We start from the raw sequence: 18,346 nt of genomic DNA, 5'->3' as shown, positions 1-18,346 counted from the left end.
ACATGCGAATATTTAAAATTAAGCTCTATCGAAACTAGCAGGAACACAAATATGCCTTAGCTTTTGTAGCCTATTTCTTGATTAAAGGTATATTTATGAAATTAGAGGAATATATAGATATAACAGGAATATCACCAAGCGAAATGGCTGTAAGGATTGGAGTTTCTCAGTCGCATATTCATAAATATTTGCACGAAAAAGCAATTCCTAGATTAGCAATTATGCATAGAATTTACTTAGCTACTTCGGGACTTGTTACTCCTAATGATTTTTATGATTTCATTTCAGACAGTGCCGCTAAAGAATCATTAAAACAATTATTAAAAAGGCTTTATCAATTATTAAAGATAGAAAAATGAATAAATCACAAAATCAAAAAACAATCTTAGCTCTTGATCTCGGCACTACTACCGGCTGGGCTGTACATAATAAAGAGCAAATGACTAAATCAGGCACTATTAATTTTAAACCTAACAAGTTTGAGGGCGGCGGCATGGTATTCGTACGATTCAGACGGTGGTTAGTAGATATCAAAAACGCCGAAGACGGAATTGACCATATTTATTTTGAATCGGTGCGAAGTCACAAAGGTGTAGATGCTGCTCATAAATATGGCGGGTTTCTAGCTGTTTTAACAGCTTCTTGTGAGCATTACCAAATACCTTACTTAGGCATACCGGTCGGCACTATTAAGAAACATATAACCGGCAAAGGTAACGCTAATAAAGAGGAAGTTATAGAAGAGGTTAAGAAGAAAGGATTTTAACCGATTGACGATAACGAAGCCGATAGTTTAGCACTGCTCGATTATGTTTTAGTGAAATACGCAAAGGAACTAACTTATGAGTAAACAGAACAAATTATATGAATCTATAGTTAATGATATTAGAAAAAAATATGATGGCAAATTATCCGAACCGGAATTACACAAAGCAGCAAGAAGATTAATTGAATTTGTAAAAATTATTATGGAAGTAAGTATTAGGCAAGAAAAAGAAAAAAACAATAAAACGTAAAGTTTAATTGACTTTTTCGGGGAGTTATATATAAAATCGTATCTGAAGTAGCTAAGGCTATTTTGGGCTTCAAAACCTCTTGTTAGCATGGTATATGCATCAGCCATAAAATGGTGCAATCCTCAACTTTTTTATGGTTGGGGTGACGATAGGCATGTCCAGAGCTTAAGGTATTACTTTAAGCTTAAAACCTATTGTGAACTGTTGCTAACGGTTTTTTTGAACTCCCCAACCACCAAGGATATGCTCTTCGGTGGTTACAACTTAACTCAATTAAGTATAATGGGAGCAGAATATGGCCACTCAAAACAATTTAATACCTCAATCAATCTTTTTATTAGAACCTCATTCTAGAAGTCAAGAACTCACGGCAGGAATTGCAGCTTATTGTGAAAAACATGAGCTTGGCATGCTTGAAACAATTGAATTTACAAATCCTTTTGATCATGAAAATTTGCGTAAATTAGTGAAACTTGTAATAGCTAAGGAAGTCAAACCTGTTACGGTTATAATTAACGGGCTTTCTATTTATGAATCTATTAACAAAATATTATTGACAGTACTTGGTACACTTGAATTATCTGAGCTTATTAAAGTTAGTACTTATTCGGTGACAAAAAATAGCATAGTACTAAGGCATTTAAATAACGAAGAGCATGATCTTATAGCTAAAGCTATGATTTTTGCTGAACAATATGGGTTTGATGAATGGAAAAGATTTGAATCAATATATCATAGAACCGAAGCAAGCAATTAATATCACTTAATTAAAATCAAATTAATTCAAATTAAATAGAGGTTAAAATGCCTAATAGAAAAATATTATCTATTTTTAGAAAAAATAATAAACAAGACGAACCAGAAAAAGGTCTAAGAAAGAAAATAAAGGAGCAAATAGCAGAACCTTTAACCAAGGAAGACATAGAGAGAATAAACGAACGCTTAGAGGTATTAGAAAAAATGTACGAAGATTCTGAGGAGTAAATCTTAATTTTTCACTTAAAAAGAGTTCAAAATGTTATTTTTAGAAGATAGAGAAGTAGCAGAAGAAGCAATAACATTATCTAGGGTATCAACTGGAAGACAATATGACGAAGGTTGTTCAATAGATTCACAAACAAGACGATTAAATGATTATTGTAAAAATAAAAATTTAGAAATTGCTAAAAGTTTTGAGTTTGCTGAATCTTCAACGGTAGGTAACCGCAAAAAATTTATGGAAGCTATAGAGTTTGCTAAAAATTTGGCCAACGAAAAAAAGAAAATAATAGCAATAGTAATAAACAAAGTAGATAGATTGCAGCGTAATTTTAAACAGTCTGCTATGCTTTATGAACTAGTAGAACAAGGAATAATAGAAATACATTTTTATACGGAAAACTGCATTATTCATAAATATTCAACTTCTAACGAAAAACTGATTTGGAATATAAATGTTACAGTAGCTCAAAATTTCGTTGATAATATAAGAGATAATGTAAAGCATGGTATAGAGCAAAAACTATTAAGCGGTGAGTGTGTAAGTACAGCACCAGTCGGTTATATTAATGTTAAAAACGGCAAAAAAGCTGATGTAGTATTGACCATAGCCGAGTACCTTTAATTAGAAAGCTTTTTGACGAATACTCAACAGGTTTATATTCAATACCCAAGCTAACGAAGAAAGCTAAAGAGTGGGGATTAACAAATTCAAGAGGCAAAAAGAGTTATTTAGGACGTTCATACGTGCATGAAATGTTAAATAATACTTTTTATTACGGAGTACTACATTATAAAAACGGCAATAAATATTATCCCCACGTTTACGAGCCTATTATTACTAAAGAATTATTTGAAAAATGCTAATCAGTAATGAAAGGCAAGAATAAAGTACCTTTTAAATGGGGAGGAAATGAGTACATGTTTAGAGGTTCAATAACTTGCGGTATTACCGGCAGAGTAGTATCGGCAGAAACTAAAAAAAGGATATCTAAAGACGGGATAAAATGTGAAGAAATTTTATTAGGTGCTTACAAAGAAAAAGGTAGCAATAGCAGAATTTATACAAACGAAAAAGTAATATTAGAACAAATAGAAAAAGTTTTTGTATCAATGTATATTGAACCTGATTTATTGAGCAAAATAATCAAAAGTGTTAAAGAATCGGCAAAACATGAAAAAGATTATTATAACACAAGAATAACAGAATTAAATAAAGAGCTTTTAAGTATAAAAAATAAACTTGATAAGCTTAGGAGTAAACTTTTAGAAGATATATTTACAAATGAAGAATATGAGGAAGATAAATACAAATTAACAACACGTCGTGATAAAGTAATGTTAGAAATAGCGGAGCATAATAAAGGTGATAATTGTTTTACGGAAAAAATGATAGATGTGCTAAATTTAGTTGCCAATGCACATCAATATTTTAATTTGTCGAATGTTGAGAGAAAAAGACGCCTAATAAAAACTGTGTTTTCGACAATTAAATTAACAGGCAAAAAGCTTGACTTTATGCTGCATTCGCCGTTCGATTCATTCGTGAATTTGTCGAAAGTCGAGGAATGGCTCCCCGGGCCGGACTCGAACCAGCGACTGAACGGTTAACAGCCGTTTGCTCTACCACTGAGCTACCGAGGAATAAGTGGAGGTATCTAAAATTTTTAGATAACTTCTTATAACAAATCTTTATTATAACGTCTAGCGTTTTCTTTATATAAAATAAAAAAAGTTTTACTCATCCCCAATTTTCAATGCTGCAATAAACGCAGATTGCGGAATTTCGATATTTCCGTACTGTCTCATTCTCTTTTTACCTGCTTTTTGCTTCTCAAGTAGCTTACGTTTACGGCTTATATCACCGCCGTAACATTTAGATAAAACATCTTTACGTAGAGCCTTAATGGTCTCACGGGCAATAATACGGCTACCGATACTTGCCTGAATGGCTATATCGATCTGCTGCCTTGGTATTAAATCCTTTAACCGCACGCATAACGCCCTACCCCTCTGCTCAGCACGTGAGCGGTGTACGATTGTGGACAGTGCATCAACCGCCTCTGCGTTAACCAAAATCCCAAGCTTAACAAGCTCAGAAGGTTCATAAACATCCATTTGCCATTCAAAACTTGCATAACCTTTAGAACAGCTTTTTAAACGATCGTAAAAATCGTAAACTATCTCATTTAGCGGTAATTTATAAATTATTTTAGCTCTATTTGCTATATAGCTATGATCGAGCTGCACACCTCTTTTTTCCGTACAAAGCGATAATACTGTACCTAAAAACTCATCAGGTACCATTATAGTTGCCTTAATCCAAGGCTCTTCCATCGATTCAATTTTTTGCAAATCAGGCAAATCTGCCGGGTTATGAATCTCTAAGCTTTCACCATCCCGCATATGGATTTTATACACCACGCTTGGAGCGGTAGTGATTAAATCTAAATCGAATTCCCTACTTAAACGCTCTTGGATTATCTCTAAATGTAATAACCCTAAAAAGCCGCATCTAAAACCTACTCCGAGTGCCGAAGAGCTTTCCATTTCATACTCAAAACTAGCATCATTAAGGCGTAATTTAGCTAGCGAATCCTTTAGATGTTCAAACTCTGCACTATCTGTTGGATAAAGCCCGCAAAACACTACGGGTAGGTTCGGCTTAAAGCCGGGCAGTGCTTGCTCGCAAGGTTTCTTCTCATCAGTTATAGTATCTCCGACTTTACAATCCGCTACTTGCTTTATAGAAGCAGTAAAGAAACCGATTTCGCCTGCATGCAAAACATCCGAAATATGCTTTTTAGGAGTAAAATATCCAACATTCTCGACTGTATAAACCGAGTTAGTAGCCATCATTTTAATCCGCATATTCTTACGCAAAGTTCCATCAATAATGCGTACCAAGATAACCACGCCGAGATATGGGTCATACCAACTATCAACAAGCAAAACTTTCAAAATATCAGAACTACTTTCTTTTGGCGGAGGTAATTTATTTACTATTGCCTCTAAAACCAAATCAATACCTATACCGCTTTTGGCTGAAATCAAGACAGCCTCACTTGCATCGATCCCGATTATATCTTCTATTTGCTGCTTCACCTGCTCAGGTTCAGAAGCGGGTAAATCAATCTTGTTAAGTACTGGCACAATCTCGTGATCATTCTCGATTGCTTGATAAACATTGGCAAGAGTTTGTGCTTCTACTCCTTGCGTACTATCAACTACCAATAACGAGCCTTCACAAGCAGCAAGTGACCTACTAACTTCATAAGCAAAATCAACATGCCCCGGAGTATCCATTAAATTCAAGTAGTAAGTATTACCGTCTTTAGCTTTATATACAAGCCGCACGGTTTGTGCCTTAATAGTTATACCTCTTTCTTTTTCGATATCCATTGAATCTAGCACTTGCTGGCTCATTTCTCTGGCCTGCAAGCCGCCGCAATGTTCAATTAACCTATCGGCTAACGTAGATTTACCGTGATCGATATGGGCAATTATTGAGAAGTTCCGTATATATTTTTGATTATTCATAATTATTGTGATATAATTTGCGTTTGTTTATTGGAGCGGTGTCATCCCGCGACTTGATCGCGGGATCTCAGGACACAAGCTGTGATACAAGATACCATGGTCAAGCCACGGTATGACACTAAACCACGATAATATATAACAAAATCGAAATTTATAACAGGAAAAAATAATGCGAGCTGAAATAGAAAATTACGTAAAAAAAATTGAGCAGTCTTTAGAACTACTTTGGAGGTCACTTTGACGTTGAAGCATCAACTGAAAGACTGAAAGAGTTAGAAGAGTTAACAGCCGATCCGAGCTTATGGAACGACCAAGCTAAAGCACAAACATTACTGCGAGAAAAAAGCAATTTGGAAGAAAAACTAAATGCCTTTAATAAACTCAAATCTAATTTAAAAGACGCTTTAGAACTTGAAGAACTGGCTGAAGCCGAAAACGATTTAGAAACACTTTCACAAGTTGAACAGGATTTTAAAAATTTAAGCATCATTGCTGCCAAATTTGAAACCGAATGCTTATTTTCAGGTGAAGCAGACGGTAATAATTGCTTTTTAGAGATTAATGCCGGAGCCGGAGGAACTGAAAGTCATGACTGGGCATCTATTATGATGCGTATGTATTTGCGTTTTGCCGAGAGACTCGGCTTTAAAACCGAAATAATTAATATAATTAACGGCGAAGAAGCAGGCATTAAATCATGCACGATTAGGATAATAGGTAAGCGTGCTTACGGATGGTTTAAGACCGAAGCCGGTGTTCACAGATTAGTGCGTATTTCCCCGTTTAATGCTGCAGGTAAAAGAATGACTAGCTTTGCAAGTAGCTGGGTATACCCCGAAATTGACGATAATATAGCAATTACTATTGAGGATAAAGATTTAAGAATCGATACTTTTAGAGCATCCGGAGCAGGCGGACAGCACGTTAATACTACCGATTCTGCGGTACGTATCACCCATATACCAACAAATACGGTAACACAATGTCAAAGTGATAGATCACAGCATAAAAATAAAGCTCAAGCTATGAAGATGCTTCAAGCAAAACTCTATGAGCTTGAAATGCAAAAACGCACAGACAGCGTTAACGAGCAGAATGCTGCCAAAACCGATAATAGCTGGGGGCATCAAATTAGATCATATGTTTTACAACCTTATCAGATGGTGAAAGATTTACGTACCGATTATGAAACTTCTGATACTAAAGGAGTGCTTGACGGCGACCTTGAAGAATTTGTTTCCGCAAGCCTTGCTATGAATGCGGGTGGTAAGAGGTAAATTCTGTGCTGTCATTCCACGACTTGATCGCAGAATCCAGTCATTTTTAAATTTTTTACTAGATTCCCGCTTTTAGCTAGGAATGACATAAGAGAGCGGAATTTAATTGTTGTTATACCATGAAAAACTATAAAAACTTTACTACTGCTATTTCTATATTTATTATAGTTATAGTCTCAGTTCTAGGATTTCAAAATTATCAAAAATTTGCTCAAGATAAACATTTTGAGCAGATAATTAGCAATCTAAATAATCTAGAGTTTGATCCTGCTAATGAAAAAATCCGCAAGAGTTTTATCTCTGAAATACAAAATATTTATACAACCGAAAACCCTGAAATAGATAAGAATATAAAATATGTATGGGTTTTATCGGCAAGACATTCTTATACAAAAATACCGATTAATTCTGATGCTCAAAATATAGGAGCTGCAGATAAAGAAGACGGTTATAATAGAATGAGGCTCGGTATAGAAATTGCAAGAGAAGTGACAGCTAAAAAACTTGATAAGCAAATATCTAGCCTAACATCTGAAGAATTACAAAAATACGGACCGATGATTTTGTTTAATGGCGGAGCTTATGATAATAGCTTACTAAAAGAAGCTATTGATAAAAATATTATTACCGATTATCCAAAAGAAAATTTTTATATTTTTACATTACCTGAGGGGCAGGTTAATACAGGCAGACAATTTAAAACTCTATATCAAGAGCATGAAAACGGTAATAGACTTCTTTTGAAACTCGCTTATAGGGAGGAATTTGAAGGAGACACGGAGCACAGAACCACAGCGTACACAAACGTACGTGAGGATTCGAGTACCGGATCGACGTACAAATTACCCCTAGAGAAGTATAGAGTTTCAAAAAAAGTCTAATATTGATTTAAATAACGCTGAAATTGCTATTATTACTCATGCTTATCATTTTCCTCGTGTTAATAGATATTTTGATAACAAACCGAATTTTGACTTCTTCTTTATCATAACACCAAACCTATAATTTTCTTAGTCGATCGAAAATTTGAAGCCTCAGGAGTAGACAATGAACTAAAGCAGGAGTTAATAAAATTACCTATCTATATAGAGAAAGGTTTTGTTTCAGAAAAATTAAATGCTAAATTTAGCAATGCTTGATTAATCAATTACTATCTCTCTTGCATCTTGCTCTTTAACCTCAGTGCGAGGTAGAATAATAGTAAGTATTCCATTCTTAAGGCTTGAAGAGATATTTGTCTGATCTACATCTTCATATAATGATATTACATAATTAAAATTTTTATTCATATAATTATCTGAACCATCAGCTTTATTTTTTTCTTCTATATTCCCTGTAATAAATAATTTATTGCCGTTTACTTTAATCTTAATTTGACTTTTATCAAAGCCAGGCACTTCCATAACAATAATATACTGCTTATCTTTAGTAATAAAATTGCTTTTTACGCTATTAGATTCATAAAGCGGCAATCTATTTTTAAATAAATTATCAATATTTGTAATTTGATTATCTATTAAATCCGCTACCTGACGCAGCGGCATTGCATGACTGGAATCATAATTCTTATTAGCTATTGCAATATTACTAGATAAAATAATAGCTATTATAGACAGAATATATTTTAACATAGCACTATCTCCATATTTATTAGTTATATATTTAAATATATAAAATTATCTATTTAAAATTCAAGTCTTACATTTCCATAATTTGCTGAAAGTACGTTGCCCAAAATAAAAGCTAATAATTCCCGCAAAAATAGTTTGATCTTCTATACTCCATAATATATCTAGATACTCCACTAGCAGGGCAGAACTTTTTAACGATTTATATTGAACATATTTAACTCCTCCATACATTGCAAAGAAACTATAAGCAAGCACCGGTCTTACCGAACCGTTTAAAGCATCAACCCAACTAACACCTGATTTATAAGTGGAGTAAAGAGAATATTGCTCTGCCATTTCTTGTGATATAGTAAGCTCTGTAAAATTTTGGATTGATTGAGTTTGTTATTAGCAATTTGACGATCTAAAATATTTATCTCGTGTTTTTTGTCGTTAATATCTTTGTATATTTTTAAAATTTCAGGAATTATCGAACTAATAAATCCTGTTATCGCCGCAAGTAAAGTAATCATAAATACCTATCTATATAATTTAGGATAAGTATAGCAAAAATTAATTACCGCACTAAGAAAGGGGAAGGAGTGGACAGCATGGGCTGATATGTCATTCCTGCGAAAGCAGGAATCCAGCATAAAGCGAGCTTTTAATTTTAAAAATTTGCTGTATTTATATTTTTTTTGGATTCCTGCTTTCGCAGGAATGACATCGAACATGTTTAATAATCTATGCAACAACACCAATAATAGGAACTACTTTAAATTAGACCAAATGCGATTTTTAGCAATATAGAAAAAGATAGTAAACACTACCAAAAACATCATAACTTTAAGACCCATAGATTTACGATGTTCCATTTCCGGCTCAGCTGCCCATTGTAGAAATACTGCAACATCATGCGACATCTGCTCTACGCTTGCGTTAGTACCGTCCATATAGGTTACCTGCCCGTCTGTAAGAGGCGGCGGCATTGCTATTTGCTCACCTGGGAAATACGGATTATAATGAGCCCCTTGCATTAGCTTAAAATCTGCCGGCGGTTCGGTATAGCCGGTAAGCAACGAATATATATAATTAGCTCCATCATGACGTGCTTTTATTATCAACGATAAATCAGGAGGATGTGCTCCGTTATTAGCCGCTCTTGCTGCTTGTTCATTAGGGTAAGGAGGTACAAAACGATCTGATGGAAGAGCGGGACGGTCAAACATCTCACCGTCATCATTTGGACCGTCTTTTACCGTATAACCTTTGGCAATCTCTTTTATCTCATCATCCGAAAAACCGATATCTTTAAGATTACGGTAATATAAATTATTTAAACCGTGGCAGACACTACAAACTTCTTTATAAACCTGAAAACCTCTTTGTGCTGCTTCACGATTAACTGTGCCAAATACGCCGTCAAACGACCATTTCATCTTTTTAGGATGTAATGCTTTTTCGTTGGCTAGACTTAAGCACGAAGTTAGTAGTATGATGATAGAAATAAGTAGTTTTGTTTTCATAAATTTTTTGAGTCGTCATTGCGTCATTGCGAGGAAAAATTGAAAATTTTGACGAAGCAATCTCAGGAGTTTATCATTATTTTATAAGATTGTCGTGTTAAGATTTTGTCTTTCCTTGCAATGATATTTTTATTACAGAATAATTTCATTATATAAATCATCCCAATTTATATTTGTTTGTTCTATTAGTTTAATTTTTTTGTCTCTTGAACCGGCTTTAATTTGTTTTTCTCTATTTATTGCTGAATTCATAGTTTGATGAATCTCATAAAATACTAAAATTTTGCAATTATACTTTTTACTAAACCCATTAATTATATCATTTTTGCGTTGGTATATTCTTTTTATTAAATTAGAAGTAACACCAGTATAGAGTATACCATTTTTCTTGTTAGTTACTATATATACTATATGGTTTGCTTCACAAGTTTGTATAATAAAAAAAAAATGTCATTGCTAATCAAGTAGTTTGAAGAAACAATCTCAGGAATCTTGCCTGAGATTGCTTCGTCAATTGCTATGCAATTTCCTCGCAATGACGCCCCAAGTATCCACGCAGGAATGACATAGAACTACCTGCTTACAATAACGATTCTACAACTCCTCCGGTAGCGGCAGTGGCTTCTCATATTTACCTATCAGCGGTAGAGCTACTAGAAAATGGAAGAAGTAGTAGCATGCAGCAAAGCGGCTAATTGTAATATACGGCTCTTCTGCCGGCTGCCCGCCTAAATAACCAAGCAGTAAACAATCTGCCATAAATATCCAAAAAGCAATTCTATATATCGGTCTACAATTGCTACTTCTGACTTTTGAAGTATCAAGCCACGGTAGTAAGAATAACACGAATATACTTCCGAACATTAATAACACTCCACCGAGCTTAGACGGTACGGCTCTAAGGATCGCATAAAACGGTAGAAAATACCATTCAGGTACGATATGAGCAGGCGTAACTAAAGGATTTGCCGGAACGTAATTATCGGGATGTCCTAAATAATTAGGTTCGTAAAAAATAAAATAAGCGAATATTATGAAATAAACTCCGAAACCGACAAAATCCTTTACGGTATAATAAGGGTGGAAAGGAATAGTATCTTTAGGGCTTTTAACGTCGATACCTTTCGGATTATTTGAACCATGCTGATGTAAGGCTACTAAATGCAGCATCACAAGAGCAACAATAATAAACGGCAATAAATAATGCAGTGAAAAGAATCTATTTAATGTCGGGTTATCAACAGAAAAACCACCCCAAAGCCAAGTAACTATGGATTCTCCTATTAGTGGAATAGCCGAGAATAAATTAGTAATTACCGTAGCACCCCAGTAGCTCATCTGTCCCCAAGGAAGCACGTAACCCATAAAGGCAGTAGCCATCATGGTTAGAAAAATGATAATACCGATATGCCAAAGCAGTTCCCTAGGAGCTTTATAAGAGCCGTAATACAAACCTCTTGCTATGTGTAAGTATACAGCAGCAAAAAACATCGATGCACCTACCGCATGAGTATAACGCAGTAACCAGCCGTAATTAACATTACGCATGATTCTCTCAACACTATCGAAAGCATGATCAACATGCGGCGTATAGTGCATAGCAAGCACCACACCGGTAATTATCTGAATTACTAGTGCAATACCGGCAATAGAGCCTAAATTCCACAAATAGCTAAGATTTTTTGGAGTTTGATAATGACTAAAATGCTTTAGGAAAGAGAAAATTGGTAGACGATAATCTATCCACTCAACAATAGCATTAGGCTTTTTAGGGGTAATATCTTCATTCATAAATAAAACTACCCGATTCTAATTTTTTTGTCGCTAATAAAGGTATAAGGCGGCACTGCTAAATTTAAAGGAGCAGGACCTCTTCTAACCCTACCTGAAGAATCATATTGTGAACCATGACACGGGCAGAACCATCCATCATACTCACCTTGATTAGCAAGCGGCACACAACCTAAATGCGTGCAAATCCCGATTGTTACAAGCCAATTATCATGCCCTGCTTTCACACGTGCTTCATCAGTCTCAGGATCAATAAGCTCCGACATCTTTACGGCTCTTGCTTCAGCTATTTTATCAGGAGTACGGTTCGTGATAAAAACCGGTTTACCTTGCCATTTAACCGTAACTGTTTGCCCTACCGCAATATTTGATAGATCAACCTCAATTGATGATAAAGCAAGCACGTCTGCAGAAGGGTTTAAAGAATCAATGAGAGGCCAAAGAGTACATGCTGCCCCGACCGCTGCAACACTACTAGCCGTTAGAACCATAAAATCACGACGTGTAGTTTGTTTGTTTTTATTATCTTCAGTATCCGACATATAATATTAAAGTGACATAAATTAACGATTATTATTACTACCGCTTGGGGTATTATTAAGATTATTTGGATTTTCTAGTTCTTCATAAGGGTTTATTATAGGAGGTTCAGCGTCTGCAGCACTATCTGCTTGTTTTGGCGTAAGCTTATTTATTTCATCTTCTAACACTTTTGCCCCTGTCCCTTCTTCATGCTTATATTCTCCAGAATTACTTAGGCAATTCCAAAAACTAACTAAATGATTCCAATTAGGACCGAGTTTTGTAGTACAATTTTGAGCAACTGCTTTAGTTGTATCTAATATCTCGACTGTAGTTTCAGTAAAATAATCTATAAACCCAATTTTTTTTAAGCCCAATACTGTATAATATAAAGTAATTAAGGAAGCAACTGCTATAATTAAATACCATTTAGTGATAATAGACCACAGAAAAAATCCCATAGGATTTGCTGCAATTAACCTTCGTAAAGCCTGCCACATATATTTTTCTCAAAAAAATTTATTAATAATATTCATCTTTATTTTATATCACTACATTAGTAAAAATAAAGCAAAATCACGTAATATTATAAATATTTTTAATTAAATAGGAACTCAAGAAGAATGAAATCGGTAAAAATACTAAATTAATTCCTATCATAATAAAAATTAATTGTAAGTTATTATCTTGTAATATTAAGCCCGTCATTATAATATTCGGAATTAATAACGGCATGATAAACGTACCGACAAAGTTAGCATTCTTCTTAAAATAACATTGCACGCTACCGGATAAAACTACTAAACTACTTGATAAAACTAACATCATCCATACGCTAATAAAGAAAAATATTATCTCAAGCAAAGTTTGATCAAAAAAAACATAAATAATGGGTAAAACAAAAACCAGCCCTACCGTACTACTGATAAATATAGCAAAAAATTTAGCTAATATAATTTTTTCATAACTAACAATTGATAATAATAACTCTAAGCTTCCGTCTTCCAAATCAGATTTAAATATAACCGCAGAAAAGCCGATTAATGAAATTAATAAACAAATTACCGAAAAAATTAAACCGAATTTGTTAATATCCCTTTCACTGTTAATTAAAACAGTACTAATTATGCAAAATAAAAAAAATATAACTATATATTTAATTATATTATTAATACGATTCTGCACTATAAATTCATGCTTAATTAATAAAAACATATTCTACTCTCTATTTAGTAGACGAAGATCAACTTTAAAAAGAGCAAGGAGTTTATAAGTCAATGAGCGGAGCGTATATACTAATACGTGAGCATCATTGAGCTTATAAAACGACGTAGCCAATTTTTAAAGTTCATCGAGTATACAGTTAAATACGTTGTAAATTAAATACATAATAGCTGCGACAGTTAAACCTATACCAATTTCAACAATAACTATAGCGATATGCTGAGCAAGTAGCTTATCATTGATAAAATTTGTTAGTGAATAATAATTTAAATAATTATCGTTAAAAAATAGCGATATTGTTCCTACAATTGCATATATTGCTACACCTAAAACAGCAATACAAATTAGCACGTTAGGAGGAAAATATCTGCTTAATTTTCGATTACCGTAAACTAAATCATAAGCAATAAGGCTAGATGCAAATATAACCCCTGCTTGAAACCCACCACCCGGCGAAGACTCACCGTTAAGCTGAATATATATACTATATAAAATTATATAAGGTATTATAAAACTAGTGATATATTTTATTATTGGGTACGCTTTAAGTACAGTGTCATTCATATTATTTATGTCATTTCCGCGAAAGCGGGAATCCACTTCCACTTTCTCAAGTTTCTTTGAAAATACTAACAGCACGGCAATTCCTGCAATTAAAATTACGCTAGTTTCACCTAAAGTATCATATCCACGATAACTTGCAAGAATAGCCGCAACAAAAGAAGGTACACCTATATCTCTAGAGGTATTTTCGAGATAATATTTACTTGAATGCATATGAATAGGAGCATTATCATCACCGTAATTCGGTAATTCTAACCCCATATAAGCAAGAGTTACTACAAACAATAAACATATTAAACTTGCGAGAATAATATTAGTTCTCTCAATATTCTTTAAATCAGGAGGTAATTTACGTAACAAATTCAAATATACGCATGTTGATAAGCAAGCTCCAAGTGCTGCCTCAGTCATTGCGACATCAGGAGCATCCATAATAAGATAAGATACACCGATTAATAAGCTAAATATTGACGCAGCAATAACTGCATTTAGTAAATCTTTAGCAAAAATTATTTTTATTGAGATTAAAATCAATAAAAAAGCAATTAAGTTAAGTAGGTAATTGCCGAGATCAAAATTTAAAGCTGTTTTTACTGCCATATGGTTATTAAAATTTAACGTCATTGCGAGGAGAAACGTAGTTTCGACGTGGCAATCTTATCAAGCAGCCTGAGATTGCTTCGTCAAATTACTTCGTAATTTTCCTCGCAATGACGGTAGCTCGAATTTTCATAAATAACGAGGCTTTACCGAGTGCATGGGTTGCTACTGGATTTAGTAGGAAAATCAATAAAGCCGCTAAAATTAATTTACCGGAGTTAACAATATCTGCTTCAATGCACGCAAAACCTATTAAGCAAACAGGCACTCCAAAACTCTCAATAACACTTGCTACATGTAATTTAGTATAAAAATCAGGAAATCTAAAAAAACCGATTATCCCTGAAAATACAGCAAATAATCCAATAATTACTAATAAAATTCCGATATAATATAGTGTCATTGTTTTTATCCTTTTTTCGTCATTGCGAGGAGCGTAGCGACGTGGCAATCTCAGGAGTTTCTTACACTTCATGAGATTGCTTCGTCGATGCTATGCATCTCCTCGCAATGACGGTTTTGTATACCTATTCCCCCTGGGCCAAGCTATACCCTGCCACACCATCAAACTCAAATAAATTCTCTACTTTGATAAAATCAATATTTGCTTTGCCTAAAGCTTCAAGCAACCTTGCTATATCTAAATGCTTTATTTCCGTGCCGTCTTTATTCATAAAACGACAACACCAATGATCGGAAACAGTTTCAAACCTTGTATCACGAGGCCATAATTTTAGCCCTTTTGACGAGATTGTTTTTAACTCAACATTACCAAGATCAAGCTTATTAATTTTATCTACTATATCGTGAGCGGAAGATACATTCATATTCACAAATATATCCGTACCGACCAATTTCTTAACTTCGTTAGTATTAATTTTATAATCTATATTACTTTCTTGTTTCTCGGCAATCAACGGATAATCTGCTTTAGGTAGCTTTGTCGGTATCTGTCCTAATCTTTTCGTTACTTCTTCAGCAAATTCTTTTGTACCGACTTTTTTACTAGAACTCTGCTCGTTATATATATCCGTCGTGTGAATTCCATCCTCTATAGTTTTTTTCCAAGCATTTTCGATTAAACTAGCAATATCACCCTGCCCTATATGTACTAGCATCATTATAGCAGCATTTAACAGCCCTGACGGATTTGCAATATCTTTACCGGCAATATCGGGAGCACTTCCATGTACTGCTTCAAACATCGCATAATGCTGCCCAATATTTGCAGAACCTGCAAGCCCTACCGAGCCTGAAATTTCAGCAGCTACGTCGGATATGATATCACCGTATAAATTAGAAGTTACGATAACATCAAATATTTCCGGTTTGGTAGCAAGCCTTGCAGTTCCGATATCGATAATATAATGCTCGTTATTAATTTGCGGATATTCTTTTGCAATCTCATTAAATACTTTATGAAAAACCCCATCGGAAAATTTCATAATATTATCTTTGCTTAAGCACGTGACTTTTTTACGGTTATTTTTTACTGCATATTCAAAAGCATATCTAATAATTTTTTCACAACCAGTATGACTTATCAACTTCATTGATTCATACATATTATGCGTTTGTCGGTATTCTATACCTGCGTATAAATCTTCCTCATTCTCACGTATAATAGTTAGGTTCAAATTTGGATGCAGAGTTCTAGTAAAAGGATGAAACGAAACAGAAGGACGAATATTAGCAAAAAGCTGTAATGTTTTACGAATCGTGACGTTTAAACTTTTATATCCTCCCCCTTGCGGGGTAGTAATCGGGGCTTTAAGTATAATACCGGTACGTTGTATTGATTCCCAACTTTCCTCGCTTATGCCTGAAGTATAATGCTTCTTGTAAAGCTTTTCACCTACTTCAATGGTTTCTAAACGAATACGAGCCTCAGCTTTACGTAATATATACAGCACTGCCTCCATTATTTCAGGACCTATACCGTCCCCGTATGCAATTGTAATCGGTGTAAATTCTGCCATATTAAATACTCTTGTTAAATAAATACCAAATCGTCATTGCGAGCGACTGCAAGGAGCGTGGCAATCTCATGAAATAATACTCCTGAGATTGCTTCGTCGATGCTACACATCTCCTCGCAATGACGTTAAAACTAAACCATACAACACAATTAATAGTTAATCGTTACTTCTTTTAATCTCTCATTCAACATAAAAGTCACTTCGGAAGTTATATTCAAATTATTTTTGGCATATAAGACTTGAGCACTTGGAATTACCAAATTAAGGTTATATTTCTCGGCAAGTTCACTAATTATTGTAATAGTTGTTTCATGGACTCTACTCATAGCCTCAGCGTGTGCTTGTTCAAGCTTTGTTTTCTTAATCTGAATTTCTTTTCTAACGTGGCTAACTTTTGCATTAAATTCGTTTACTTTATGCTCAAATTCGGTTTCACTTAAATTAGAACGCTCATTTAGCAATTTCTCTTCCAGCGGTTTAAATTCTGCTTCTTTTGCAGCAATATCCTCTTGGATTCTATGGTTAAGCTTTTCGATTTTATTACGCAAATCTTTTATAGCAATCGAACCTTCTAATATAGATTGTACATCAGCAACAGCTACTCTAACTTTGAAATTATCTTCTTTAATCGGTGCACTTTCTGCTTTTGCTATTACTGAGAAATTTATTATGAATATACATAAACATAATATTCGGTATATCATCTTTGGTCCTTTTAGATTAAACGGTGTCGGTTATCTTCGTCATTGCGAGTAGGCATTGTTGCGTGGATGCCACCCCGTCATTGCGAGGAGCGAAGCGACTCGGCAATCTCAGGAATTTTGCCTGAGATTGCCAAGCTCTTTATTAGTCGCTCGCAATGACACCCTATTAATCCAAGAATAAATAACATCAGGTGATTTGTCTATCATTAAAAACTTGAACTGTTACCTAACGTTGGCACATTTCCCTCTCCCCATGGTGTATACTCCTCGCTATTCAAATAATAATCATCAGAACAAGGGTCAAATGGAATAGTTTCTCTTAAATCTTTTTCGCTAAGAAAAAATTCAGTATCAGTATCTTTAAAATCAACATAAATTTCATGTTGTTCATTAAATTTATATAAAAAATTACAAGCTTGATGAATATGCTCTTTTCCTTTGTTCTCAACCAAAACTGCTGTAATACCATAGTCTTTTGCAGCATTAACATGTTTAATATCATCATCCATGAAAAATACGTTTTTTTTATTAGTTACTCCGGTATTATTAATTATTTCTCTTATATATTCTTTTTTAGTACAATTTTGTATTTCTTGAAAATTATTAGAAGGTAAACCTGATTTTATATATATATTTTTTACTATTTCTTTGTCTAATAATTGCTCTAATGCATATTTTACGGCATGATGGTAATCATTAAACGATGCTATGGCTATTTTATGACCGGATGATATGATATTTTTAAAAAGACATATTAATTGCTCTTCATTTTTCCAACCTAATTTATTACTATCTAGGAATACCTCCATCAGCTCTATAGAAAATTTTTGCTCAAGCCTAGCTTTTTCTTTATCACGTTCGTCATATGAACTAAAAAAGCGATTTTGTATATTAGCTGCTATAAGACCTCCTAACCACTTTCCAATATAATTATGCGAATGTCCTTTAACTAAAGTTCCGTCAAAATCAAATATAAATAAAGCTGTATTATCGTTCATTAATTTCTCTTATTTTA

Annotated in this window: 22 protein-coding genes, 1 tRNA gene and 4 pseudogenes; 10 read left to right on the top strand and 17 right to left on the bottom strand. The window is 34.0% G+C overall.

What is annotated here, in order from left to right:
• Positions 1-95 precede the first annotated feature (95 nt).
• The 7 genes and pseudogenes from BN1174_RS10120 (at position 96) to BN1174_RS13155 (ending at position 2,861) form a co-directional block, all read left to right on the top strand.
• Positions 96-359: a helix-turn-helix domain-containing protein gene (locus tag BN1174_RS10120; protein WP_197062050.1), complete on the top strand. Its 264-nt coding sequence runs from the start codon at positions 96-98 to the stop codon at positions 357-359.
• Positions 356-763, top strand: a pseudogene (locus BN1174_RS05805) (crossover junction endodeoxyribonuclease RuvC); the annotation flags it as partial. The gene BN1174_RS10120 and the pseudogene BN1174_RS05805, both read left to right, overlap by 4 nt.
• Before the next feature lie 79 nt (positions 764-842).
• Positions 843-1,016, top strand: coding sequence for a hypothetical protein (locus BN1174_RS10115; RefSeq protein ID WP_156138509.1), 174 nt, complete (start codon positions 843-845; stop codon positions 1,014-1,016).
• A gap of 295 nt (positions 1,017-1,311) precedes the next feature.
• On the top strand, positions 1,312-1,773 hold the full coding sequence (locus BN1174_RS05800) for a hypothetical protein (RefSeq protein ID WP_040257264.1): 462 nt from the start codon (positions 1,312-1,314) through the stop codon (positions 1,771-1,773).
• Positions 1,774-1,820: 47 nt separating this feature from the next.
• Entirely contained in the window at positions 1,821-2,000 is a 180-nt protein-coding gene (locus BN1174_RS05795; RefSeq protein WP_040257262.1) for a hypothetical protein, read from the top strand.
• 31 nt (positions 2,001-2,031) lie between these two features.
• Entirely contained in the window at positions 2,032-2,619 is a 588-nt protein-coding gene (locus BN1174_RS05790) for a recombinase family protein (protein WP_040257260.1), read from the top strand.
• Complete coding sequence (locus BN1174_RS13155) at positions 2,595-2,861, top strand: recombinase family protein (protein WP_082022313.1); 267 nt, start codon at positions 2,595-2,597, stop codon at positions 2,859-2,861. Before BN1174_RS05790 ends, BN1174_RS13155 begins: the two co-directional genes overlap by 25 nt.
• Positions 2,862-3,563: 702 nt before the next feature.
• Here the strand turns inward: BN1174_RS13155 and BN1174_RS05785 are convergent.
• Positions 3,564-3,638: transfer RNA gene (locus BN1174_RS05785), tRNA-Asn, on the bottom strand.
• Between the two features lie 93 nt (positions 3,639-3,731).
• A complete protein-coding gene (gene lepA / locus BN1174_RS05780) occupies positions 3,732-5,534 on the bottom strand; it encodes a translation elongation factor 4 (protein WP_040257258.1) in 1,803 nt (600 codons plus the stop codon).
• Positions 5,535-5,703: 169 nt separating this feature from the next.
• Here lepA and prfB point away from each other — a divergent pair.
• From prfB to BN1174_RS11835, 3 genes and pseudogenes are all read left to right on the top strand, one after another.
• Positions 5,704-6,811 (top strand): peptide chain release factor 2 gene (gene prfB, locus BN1174_RS05775; RefSeq protein WP_156138508.1). Its coding sequence is split into 2 segments (ribosomal slippage): positions 5,704-5,772 and positions 5,774-6,811, totalling 1,107 coding nucleotides; the frame shifts between segments, so codons are not numbered across the junction.
• A 557-nt stretch (positions 6,812-7,368) separates the two neighbouring features.
• Positions 7,369-7,555: pseudogene (locus tag BN1174_RS12715) on the top strand (hypothetical protein).
• Positions 7,543-7,665 (top strand): annotated as a pseudogene (locus tag BN1174_RS11835) (palindromic element RPE1 domain-containing protein); the annotation flags it as partial. The pseudogenes BN1174_RS12715 and BN1174_RS11835, both read left to right, overlap by 13 nt.
• Positions 7,666-7,950: 285 nt before the next feature.
• Here the strand turns inward: BN1174_RS11835 and BN1174_RS05765 are convergent.
• From BN1174_RS05765 to BN1174_RS05705, 15 genes and pseudogenes are all read right to left on the bottom strand, one after another.
• Entirely contained in the window at positions 7,951-8,442 is a 492-nt protein-coding gene (locus BN1174_RS05765; protein WP_040257253.1) for an Hsp20/alpha crystallin family protein, read from the bottom strand.
• Between the two features lie 60 nt (positions 8,443-8,502).
• On the bottom strand, positions 8,503-8,778 hold the full coding sequence (locus BN1174_RS10105; RefSeq protein ID WP_040257252.1) for a hypothetical protein: 276 nt from the start codon (positions 8,776-8,778) through the stop codon (positions 8,503-8,505).
• 413 nt (positions 8,779-9,191) lie between these two features.
• On the bottom strand, positions 9,192-9,947 hold the full coding sequence (locus tag BN1174_RS05755; RefSeq protein ID WP_040257250.1) for a cytochrome c1: 756 nt from the start codon (positions 9,945-9,947) through the stop codon (positions 9,192-9,194).
• Between the two features lie 132 nt (positions 9,948-10,079).
• Positions 10,080-10,199 carry a GIY-YIG nuclease family protein gene (locus BN1174_RS11830; RefSeq protein WP_231555812.1) on the bottom strand — a complete coding sequence of 40 codons (120 nt, stop codon included), beginning with the start codon at positions 10,197-10,199 and terminating at the stop codon, positions 10,080-10,082.
• A gap of 3 nt (positions 10,200-10,202) precedes the next feature.
• Positions 10,203-10,325, bottom strand: a pseudogene (locus BN1174_RS11825) (GIY-YIG nuclease family protein); the annotation flags it as partial.
• A gap of 29 nt (positions 10,326-10,354) precedes the next feature.
• Entirely contained in the window at positions 10,355-10,483 is a 129-nt protein-coding gene (locus BN1174_RS12340) for a hypothetical protein (RefSeq protein ID WP_269379014.1), read from the bottom strand.
• A 58-nt stretch (positions 10,484-10,541) separates the two neighbouring features.
• A complete protein-coding gene (locus BN1174_RS05745; protein ID WP_040257246.1) occupies positions 10,542-11,738 on the bottom strand; it encodes a cytochrome b in 1,197 nt (398 codons plus the stop codon).
• 8 nt (positions 11,739-11,746) lie between these two features.
• The gene (petA, locus tag BN1174_RS05740; protein WP_040257244.1) at positions 11,747-12,280 is read right to left on the bottom strand and encodes a ubiquinol-cytochrome c reductase iron-sulfur subunit; all 534 of its coding nucleotides are present in this window, start codon (positions 12,278-12,280) and stop codon (positions 11,747-11,749) included.
• A 21-nt stretch (positions 12,281-12,301) separates the two neighbouring features.
• Positions 12,302-12,760 carry a DUF2670 domain-containing protein gene (locus tag BN1174_RS05735; RefSeq protein WP_040257243.1) on the bottom strand — a complete coding sequence of 153 codons (459 nt, stop codon included), beginning with the start codon at positions 12,758-12,760 and terminating at the stop codon, positions 12,302-12,304.
• Between the two features lie 76 nt (positions 12,761-12,836).
• A complete protein-coding gene (locus BN1174_RS05730) occupies positions 12,837-13,475 on the bottom strand; it encodes a heme exporter protein CcmB (protein WP_040257240.1) in 639 nt (212 codons plus the stop codon).
• Positions 13,476-13,601: 126 nt separating this feature from the next.
• The gene (locus tag BN1174_RS05725; protein ID WP_408005876.1) at positions 13,602-14,648 is read right to left on the bottom strand and encodes a DUF4040 domain-containing protein; all 1,047 of its coding nucleotides are present in this window, start codon (positions 14,646-14,648) and stop codon (positions 13,602-13,604) included.
• Positions 14,649-14,736: 88 nt separating this feature from the next.
• Positions 14,737-15,051, bottom strand: coding sequence for a Na+/H+ antiporter subunit G (locus BN1174_RS05720; RefSeq protein WP_040257236.1), 315 nt, complete (start codon positions 15,049-15,051; stop codon positions 14,737-14,739).
• Between the two features lie 124 nt (positions 15,052-15,175).
• A complete protein-coding gene (locus BN1174_RS05715; protein ID WP_040257234.1) occupies positions 15,176-16,627 on the bottom strand; it encodes an NADP-dependent isocitrate dehydrogenase in 1,452 nt (483 codons plus the stop codon).
• Between the two features lie 149 nt (positions 16,628-16,776).
• Positions 16,777-17,331, bottom strand: coding sequence for an OmpH family outer membrane protein (locus tag BN1174_RS05710; protein WP_040257233.1), 555 nt, complete (start codon positions 17,329-17,331; stop codon positions 16,777-16,779).
• Positions 17,332-17,537: 206 nt separating this feature from the next.
• The gene (locus tag BN1174_RS05705; RefSeq protein WP_040257231.1) at positions 17,538-18,329 is read right to left on the bottom strand and encodes an HAD family hydrolase; all 792 of its coding nucleotides are present in this window, start codon (positions 18,327-18,329) and stop codon (positions 17,538-17,540) included.
• Positions 18,330-18,346 lie beyond the last annotated feature (17 nt).

This window comes from Rickettsia hoogstraalii, assembly GCF_000825685.1.
GTDB lineage: Bacteria > Pseudomonadota > Alphaproteobacteria > Rickettsiales > Rickettsiaceae > Rickettsia > Rickettsia hoogstraalii.
This window is presented reverse-complemented; position numbering and strand designations above follow the sequence as displayed.

Coding starts and splice junctions, on each gene's coding strand:
- BN1174_RS10120 (WP_197062050.1), top strand. CDS start 96: ATGAAATTAGAGGAATATATAGATATAACAGGAATATCACCAAGCGAA.
- BN1174_RS10115 (WP_156138509.1), top strand. CDS start 843: ATGAGTAAACAGAACAAATTATATGAATCTATAGTTAATGATATTAGA.
- BN1174_RS05800 (WP_040257264.1), top strand. CDS start 1,312: ATGGCCACTCAAAACAATTTAATACCTCAATCAATCTTTTTATTAGAA.
- BN1174_RS05795 (WP_040257262.1), top strand. CDS start 1,821: ATGCCTAATAGAAAAATATTATCTATTTTTAGAAAAAATAATAAACAA.
- BN1174_RS05790 (WP_040257260.1), top strand. CDS start 2,032: ATGTTATTTTTAGAAGATAGAGAAGTAGCAGAAGAAGCAATAACATTA.
- lepA (WP_040257258.1), bottom strand. CDS start 5,534: ATGAATAATCAAAAATATATACGGAACTTCTCAATAATTGCCCATATC.
- BN1174_RS05765 (WP_040257253.1), bottom strand. CDS start 8,442: ATGTTAAAATATATTCTGTCTATAATAGCTATTATTTTATCTAGTAAT.
- BN1174_RS10105 (WP_040257252.1), bottom strand. CDS start 8,778: ATGGCAGAGCAATATTCTCTTTACTCCACTTATAAATCAGGTGTTAGT.
- BN1174_RS05755 (WP_040257250.1), bottom strand. CDS start 9,947: ATGAAAACAAAACTACTTATTTCTATCATCATACTACTAACTTCGTGC.
- BN1174_RS11830 (WP_231555812.1), bottom strand. CDS start 10,199: ATGAATTCAGCAATAAATAGAGAAAAACAAATTAAAGCCGGTTCAAGA.
- BN1174_RS05745 (WP_040257246.1), bottom strand. CDS start 11,738: ATGAATGAAGATATTACCCCTAAAAAGCCTAATGCTATTGTTGAGTGG.
- petA (WP_040257244.1), bottom strand. CDS start 12,280: ATGTCGGATACTGAAGATAATAAAAACAAACAAACTACACGTCGTGAT.
- BN1174_RS05735 (WP_040257243.1), bottom strand. CDS start 12,760: ATGTGGCAGGCTTTACGAAGGTTAATTGCAGCAAATCCTATGGGATTT.
- BN1174_RS05730 (WP_040257240.1), bottom strand. CDS start 13,475: ATGTTTTTATTAATTAAGCATGAATTTATAGTGCAGAATCGTATTAAT.
- BN1174_RS05725 (WP_408005876.1), bottom strand. CDS start 14,648: ATGGCAGTAAAAACAGCTTTAAATTTTGATCTCGGCAATTACCTACTT.
- BN1174_RS05720 (WP_040257236.1), bottom strand. CDS start 15,051: ATGACACTATATTATATCGGAATTTTATTAGTAATTATTGGATTATTT.
- BN1174_RS05715 (WP_040257234.1), bottom strand. CDS start 16,627: ATGGCAGAATTTACACCGATTACAATTGCATACGGGGACGGTATAGGT.
- BN1174_RS05710 (WP_040257233.1), bottom strand. CDS start 17,331: ATGATATACCGAATATTATGTTTATGTATATTCATAATAAATTTCTCA.
- BN1174_RS05705 (WP_040257231.1), bottom strand. CDS start 18,329: ATGAACGATAATACAGCTTTATTTATATTTGATTTTGACGGAACTTTA.